The organism is Treponema sp. R6D11 (assembly GCF_054786075.1).
In genome coordinates, this window is record NZ_BDHD01000584.1 from 1 (window position 1) to 632 (window position 632).

Consider the following 632-nt stretch of genomic DNA (forward strand, 5'->3'; position numbering starts at 1 on the left):
GCGGCTTCGGGTTTGTTGCCAAATATCGCTGAAGCGCCCTTTCGGGGCCGCCTCGTTTCGGGAACTCGGGCTTAAAGCCGAAATTCCCCCTACGGCGTTTTTTAAAACGCGCAGTTTTTAGAAATTACTACTTTTCCGCGCGCTTTGTCAAGCGTCCTTCGGAAAAATATTTCCTGTTTTCGTGTGTTTCGCGCTTGGATTTACGCCGTTTCCGCTACACTTTTACGCTCTTTCAGGCGCGCGCTTTTCAAAGAATTCTCTCTGAAGTTTTTATATGGAAACCGGACTCGCCACTGGCTTTCGCCCGGTTGCTCTACCCTATTAATCTATCTCTTTTTCGGTGTCTTGTCAAGGGAATTTAGAAAAATGTTTATAAGATATTAATAAATTGAACCGCTAAACCGACGGTTACCGGAATTGCCATATTGTCAAAATCTTCAAGCGGCAACGCTTCAACTACGGTGGCGGTAAAAGCCGCTATAAAGGCTACGTTAACATTATGAGAAACGGCAAAAGCGCTGATAAAAACCGCGGTAAAGCATGCGAATGAGCCTTCGACGCTCTTTCCGCAAAGAATCGCGGGGCGCCATTTGCCGAAGCATTTTCCGACCAAACTAGCGAAGCCGTCGCCG

Annotated in this window: 1 pseudogene; it reads right to left on the reverse strand. The window is 47.3% G+C overall.

What is annotated here, in order from left to right:
• Positions 1–370: 370 nt before the first annotated feature.
• Positions 371–632 (reverse strand): annotated as a pseudogene (locus ACYVTD_RS14840) (phosphatidate cytidylyltransferase); the annotation flags it as partial.